The following is a 6,322-nucleotide window of genomic DNA, read 5'->3' on the forward strand; positions in this document are numbered from 1 at the left end:
GTTCAGGACGCCAGTACCCGCTCGCGGAGGGGGAGGTCGAAGCGACGCAGCGCCTCGTCGACGGCGTCGGCGGAGGTGACGAGACCTCGCTCCTCCAGCCACGGGAGGGTGCCGTCGACGAGCTGCTCCAGGACCCTGGGCAGCGACAGCGGCAGCACGGTCACACCGTCGGCGACGCCTGCCGCCTGGATGTCGGCGATGAGTCCGGCGAGGCCGACCGGAGTTCCGATGTACTGCAACGACACCGGAGCACGCGGCGTCGCCAGGGCGCTGTCGAGGAGGGCCAGCTCCTTGCGGGCGGCGCGGGCCTCCCCGGCGATGAGCACCTCGAGGTCCACCAGGACGGTGACGCTGTCGGGGTCGCGACCGTCGGCGACGAGTTCGGCGCGGATCCGTGCGCGTTCCTGCTGCGCCTCACGCAGATCGGACGCCCGGATCCGGACGACGTTCGGCGGGAACGACGTGAGGTCGAGCTGATCCGTCGAATCGGCGGTCAGGTCCACCCAGTAGTCCGCGCCGTTGATCGGCCGCGTGCCGGTGGCGCCCTCGGCCGCCGGGTGGTGGCCGGAGCCGGTCAGTTCGACGGCGACGCGAAGGGGACGGGATACGAAGGCATTGTCTCGAGACATAGGGGTTCCTCGGGAATGACGTGTGAATGAAACGGAGCTGGAAGAACGGTCAGCTCGAACACATACCCGAGGCGGTTCGGCACAGATCGACATGCCGACGGCACCAGTGAGCAATCATTGTGCTCCCAGCCTGCGATGCCATGCGGTCATACTAGCGCGTCCCGCGAAAAACGCGTCTCCGGCACCGGATTCCACTGGCCGCTCTCCTTGGCGTAGGTCCAGCTCCGGCGGCCCGCCACCAGGGTGCGCACCGCGTCGACCAGCCGATCCACGTCCTCGGAGCAGCTTCCGAGACCCACACTCACCCGCACGGCGCCGTCAGGCCTGCCAAGGCGGCCCAGCAGAGGATGGGCGCAGAACCGCCCGTCGCGAACTCCGATTCCATGTTCGGCGGAGAGGTAGGCGGCGATCTCTCCCGGCTCGAACCCGTCGATCGTGAATGTCACGATCCCCACGGTGTCGGGGGCGTCCGACCACAGCCGCAGGAAGTCCAGGCCGTCGACGGAGCCGAGGCCGTCCAGGAGCCGGCCGGTGAGTGCCGCCTCGTGTGCGGCCACCGTGCCGAAGTCCAGCTCGGACAGTGCATCGCACGCGGCGGCGAGCGCCGCCGCGCCGAGCACGTTGGGGGTTCCGGCCTCGTGCCGGGCAGGGGCGGGCGCCCACTGGGTCGATTCGACGGTCACGTTCCGGACCGCCCCGCCGCCTGCGAGATAGGGCTCGGCGGCGTCCAGCCAGTCCCGGCGGCCCACCAGCACACCGGCGCCGAAGGGGGCATACAGCTTGTGCCCGGAGAACGCGAGGTAGTCGACGCCCCACTCCTCGACGTCGATGCGCCGGTGCGGCGCGAGCTGAGCGGCGTCGACGAGAATCCGTGCGCCGCAACGATGCGCCACCTCGGCGAGGGCGGCGATCGGCAGAACCTCGCCGGTCACGTTGGATGCACCCGTCACCGCGAGCAGGGCGGTGGGCTTGGAGCACAGTTCTGCGACGAGCAGGCGGACCGTCTCCTCCAGCGTGTCCGCCGCCCTCACGACGCGAGAGTTCTTCCACGGCAGCAGGTTCGCATGGTGCTCGATGTCGAGGACGACGGTGCTGCCGGGGACGCAGCCGGCCAGCAGATTCAGCGAGTCGGTCGTGTTCCGGGTGAAGACCACCACCTGGTCCTCCCCCGCTCCGACGAACCGGGCGACAGAGTCGCGGGCCTTCTCGTAGCACTCGGTCGAGACCCGCGACGCGTAGCCGGCGCCGCGGTGCACGCTGGAGTACGTCGGTAGCAGTGCCCCGATCCGGTCGGTCACCTGCGCCAACGCCGGCGCACTGGCGGCGTAGTCGAAGTTGACGTAGGCACAGTCGCCGCCCTGAACGAGCGGAACCCGCAGGTCGGAGCCCGAAACCTGGGCCAGGGGGGCAACACACACGTCAGCGGTCAGTACAGCAGTCATCACGACATCCCTCGTAGTCAGGGACTCGTCGCAGGGTCGGTGCCCTCTCGGAGTCCGCGCTTGCCGGGTCCGGTATGGACCTCAGCCTGGTCGTCACCCGGAGCACCCCGCCGCGGTGGAGGGTTGCCGACCAGCTAGCCGGGGCTTGACGCTGGTACTCGTGACCTGTTTCGAAGATTGCAGGATCGGCGCGCAGTTGTCAACCCGAAACCCGGAGGGTCCCGGATCCGGGACCGAGAACTCGCGTCAGTTGAGAGTCACCCCGAGGAGCGGGGCGAGCTGATTCGCAATCGGGTTGAGGTCCAGCCTGTTCGGGTCCTTCTTGGGCGTGGAGTCCCACGGCTGAACGGTGGCGGGGTCGCCGAACACGATCCGGTTCGCACTGCGGACGCCGGTGAGACTGCCCTGCGGGGCTTCGCAGGACGCGGCAGTGTTCTGCGGGAAGTCCTGCTGCGTGTCGTCGAAGTTCGGGTCGTTCCGCTTCATCTCCTGGAGGATCGCCTGGGTGCCCTCGTAGCCGACGGTGCACGACGGCGGATTGTTGGTCTCTGCCACCAGACCCAGGTGAACGGTTCCGTCGTCGGGCGCAATGGTCGAAGACGCGGCCGCCACGCCGGGCAGATACACGAACAGCGTCTGCAGGGCGGTGGCCTGCACCGAGATCACCTTCGCCGTGGCGGACAGGTTGGCGAGGTTCGTCGTGGCACCGGGTCCGGTCTCCGAGACAAGTTGCCCCAGTTGATCGCTCGCCGGATTTCCGTTGTCGATCAGCCGCCGGACGTCCGGGTCGCTGCTGCGCAGACGATCCGCGAGCGAGTCCAGGTCGGCACTGAAATCCTTGATCGCCGACGACTGTTCGGACTGCGTATCCAGTACAGTTCGACCGTCGCGCACCAAAGCCAGTGTCCGGTCGAGCGATTCGGATCCCGACGCCGACAGCCCGGACAACGAGTCCGCGAGCGACTGAAGGTCTTCGCCCTTGCCGTCGAACGCCGCACCGAGTTCCGTCACGACGGTGTGGAGCGCGTCGATCGGCACGGATTTCGTCAATCCCTGTGTGCTGGCGAGCAATTCTTCGACGGGCACCGGCGTCGAGGTGTCGGCGGCGGCGATTCGGGACCCGTCCGTCAGGTACGGCCCGCGATCGGTGGCGGGCCGAAGGTCGACGTACTGCTCGCCGATCGCCGACCTGTTGGCCACGACGGCTTTCGCGGACGCGGGAATGTCGGGCGCGCTCGTGTCGATCCTCAGTTCGACGACGACGCCGTCCGGGGTCAGGGACATGTCCCCGACGCGGCCGACCGGCACGCCGCGGTACGTGACTTCCGCATTGGTGAAGATGCCGCCCGACGTCTCCGATTCGAGGTGCACGGTGTATTCGCCGAACCCGAGGAGATTGTCGAGACGCACGTAGTTGGCACCCACGTAGACGAGGCCCGTGAGGGCCACGAGAACGAAGCCGATCAGCTGCCACCGGACGAGCGGCGACCTCACCGTCGACCCTCGATGTCGCGTCGCCCGAACGCCGTCCCCGCTGCGGCGAGCCGGCACCGGTTCGCGAAACGACTGTTGATGGCGGCGGCAGACACAGGCACTCCGATGACAGAGGGATACATGAGACAAGCGGTCACACATATATCTAGTCCGGTCGCCGTATCAGCGCAAACTCCGAACCACCCTCGGTGGCGCACGTCACTCGCCGGTCTTGACTGAATTTTCAGTTTGGAATATCTTCGGTTCCCAACAGGACGTGATGACAGTCACCTCCGACCCGGAATGTGAGGTCCGCAGTGTCCACGAATCTCGACCCGACGACGCCCCTCGACGACGACGCCCCCTCCCCGCCGGAGGACCGCTTCGGACACGTCGAGACGATCGGCGTGGAATACATCCCCGAATCGGAACGCGATTCGCGACCGCTCAACATGCTCGCCGTGTTCTTCGGCGGCAACCTGGCGTTCTCGGTGATCGTGTTCGGCTGGCTCCCCATCACGTTCGGACTCGGGTTCGGCAGCGCGATCGCGGCCAGCGCGGTCGGCATCGGACTCGGCACGCTCCTCATCGCTCCCCTGTCACTCCTGGGCCCGCGCACCGGCACGAACAACACCGTGTCGAGTGGTGCGCACTTCGGAGTGAGCGGACGGATGATCGGCTCGGGGCTCACCCTGCTCTTCGCCCTCGCGTACGCCGCGATCGCGGTCTGGACCTCGGGTGACGCGCTGATCGCCGCCGCCCACCGCCTGCTCGGCACACCGGTCGACAACGGCATGCTCGCCCTCGGCTACGGCATCATCGCCGCCGAGATCGTGGCCGTCGCGCTGTTCGGCCACGGCACGGTGGTCGCGCTCCAAAAGTTCGTGCTGCCCGTCGTCGCCGCGCTGCTCCTGCTCGGTGTGTTCGCGTTCGGGGGTCGCTTCGACGGCGGGTCGGGCAGCGGCGACTATCTCCTCGGCGGGTTCTGGCCCACCTGGATTCTGGCCGTGGTGCTCGCCGTCGGCGGTCCGCTGTCGTACGCCCCGACGCTCGGCGACTACAGCAGGCGGATCTCCCGGGTGCGGTTCAGCGACCGTACGATCGTCGCGGCCACCATGGCAGGCATCTTCTTCGGGCTGTTCCTGACCGCGGCTTTCGGATCGTTCACCGCGTCGACGTTCACCACGCTGAGCGACTCCTACGTTGCCGACCTGGTGGCGGAGGCGCCCGGTTGGTACGTGCTGCCGATCGTCCTCGTCGCCCTCGCAGGAGGACTCGGCCAGGGCGTCCTCAACGTCTACGCCAGCGGTCTCGATCTGGAAGCGCTGATCCCCCGGTTGCGCCGCGTCCACACCACGCTGATCACGTCGGCGCTCGCGGTCGCCCTGCTCTACATCGGCGTGTTCGTCGTCGACGCCGTCGATTCGATCACCGCGATGACCTTGGTGCTCAACGGTTTCGCCGCGCCGTGGGTGGCGATCAACGTCGCCGGCTTCCTGGTTGCGCGGCGAGGGCAGTACGACGCCGTCGACCTCCAGGTCTTCAATCTGGGCCGCAGGGGTGGGCGCTACTGGTTCACCGGCGGGTGGAACCTGCGCGCCGTCATCCCGTGGGCGGCCGGATCCGTGTTCGGCGTCCTCGCCGTCGACACGTCGCTGTACTCCGGGCCCCTTGCCGACATCGCGCACGGTGTCGATGTCAGTCTTGTCGGATCGTCGGCCATCGCCGTGGCCGGCTACCTCGTCGCGCTGCGACTGTGGCCCGAACATGTGGCCCCGGTCGAGGCGCCGAGGTCCTAGTACTGCAACGGCACTTGCTTGACAGGTAGACGATACTGATTGTGTGGTCCTCGATCTGGTTGCTGCCGAGTTGGAAGCGTTGCATGAGCGGATCTCCGGTCGGTTCGCCCGGTCGGAGCCGCGGTCCCGAGTCCGTGAATATGTGACGGGTTTGGTTGCAGGTCTGGAACGCAAGAACGGGTGGACCCTCGCCGAGCGCGCCGGCGAGATCAGCCCGGACGGGATGCAACGGTTGCTGCGGCGCGCGGACTGGGACGTCGACGGCGTCCGCGACGACGTCCGTGACTACGTGGTCGAACGCCTCGGCGATCCGGCCGGTGTACTGATCGTCGACGACACCGGATTCCTCAAGAAAGGCACCCGCTCGGCCGGGGTGCAACGCCAGTACTCGGGCACCGCCGGACGGGTGGAAAACTGCCAGATCGGCGTCTTCCTCGCCTACGCCAGCGGCGCCGGCCACGCCTTGATCGACCGGGAGCTGTACTTGCCCGAATCCTGGACCTCCGACCGCGACCGGTGCCGCGCCGCCGGCATCACTGACGACATCGAGTTCGCGACCAAACCGAGACTGGCACAACACATGATCGAACGCGCCCTCGACGCACAGGTCCCGTTCTCCTGGGTCACCGCGGACGAGGCCTACGGGCAGGTGAAGTACCTGCGGGTCTGGCTCGAGGAACGCGATATTTCCTACGTCCTGGCCACGCGCTGCAACGACGACGTGTTCACCCCGCACGGTCGCGCCGGTCGCGCCGACGAGATGATCGCCGCGGTCCCGGCGAAGCAGTGGCGCCGGATCTCCGTCGGCGACGGCGCGCACGGCCGGCGCGAATACTCCTGGGTGCGGATCCCGATCCGGATCGCCTGGGCACCCGGGCGCGGGCACTGGCTGCTCGCCCGCCGATCCCTCTCCGATCCGACCGAGATCGCGTACTACATCTGCGCCGGACCCCGCCGCACCACGCTCACCGAACTCGCC

At 68.0% G+C, this 6,322-nt stretch carries 6 protein-coding genes and 1 riboswitch; of the genes, 2 read left to right on the forward strand and 4 right to left on the reverse strand.

Features of this window, described 5'->3' with window-relative positions; all coding sequences use genetic code 11:
* Window positions 1-2 precede the first annotated feature (2 nt).
* The 4 genes from ACNJ7E_RS15755 to ACNJ7E_RS15770 form a co-directional block, all read right to left on the reverse strand.
* Window positions 3-629 carry an LLM class oxidoreductase gene (locus ACNJ7E_RS15755; RefSeq protein ID WP_105419518.1) on the reverse strand — a complete coding sequence of 209 codons (627 nt, stop codon included), beginning with the start codon at window positions 627-629 and terminating at the stop codon, window positions 3-5.
* Window positions 630-678: 49 nt separating this feature from the next.
* Window positions 679-771: a putative leader peptide gene (locus ACNJ7E_RS15760; RefSeq protein WP_368680942.1), complete on the reverse strand. Its 93-nt coding sequence runs from the start codon at window positions 769-771 to the stop codon at window positions 679-681.
* Window positions 772-775: 4 nt separating this feature from the next.
* A complete protein-coding gene (locus ACNJ7E_RS15765; RefSeq protein WP_280779134.1) occupies window positions 776-2,071 on the reverse strand; it encodes an aminotransferase class V-fold PLP-dependent enzyme in 1,296 nt (431 codons plus the stop codon).
* A gap of 51 nt (window positions 2,072-2,122) precedes the next feature.
* Window positions 2,123-2,237, reverse strand: a riboswitch (SAM riboswitch).
* Between the two features lie 80 nt (window positions 2,238-2,317).
* Window positions 2,318-3,565 carry an MlaD family protein gene (locus ACNJ7E_RS15770; protein WP_418340338.1) on the reverse strand — a complete coding sequence of 416 codons (1,248 nt, stop codon included), beginning with the start codon at window positions 3,563-3,565 and terminating at the stop codon, window positions 2,318-2,320.
* Window positions 3,566-3,861: 296 nt separating this feature from the next.
* Here ACNJ7E_RS15770 and ACNJ7E_RS15775 point away from each other — a divergent pair, with 296 nt between their 5' ends.
* Window positions 3,862-5,343, forward strand: a complete 1,482-nt coding sequence (locus ACNJ7E_RS15775; RefSeq protein ID WP_280779136.1) for a purine-cytosine permease family protein — start codon at window positions 3,862-3,864, stop codon at window positions 5,341-5,343.
* Window positions 5,344-5,386: 43 nt separating this feature from the next.
* Window positions 5,387-6,322: IS701 family transposase (locus ACNJ7E_RS15780; RefSeq protein ID WP_418338726.1), on the forward strand; the 936-nt coding region annotated here is incomplete at its 3' end.

It is taken from the genome of Rhodococcus mengyinensis (assembly GCF_048381435.1).
Classification (GTDB): Bacteria; Actinomycetota; Actinomycetes; order Mycobacteriales; family Mycobacteriaceae; genus Rhodococcus_F; species Rhodococcus_F opacus_D.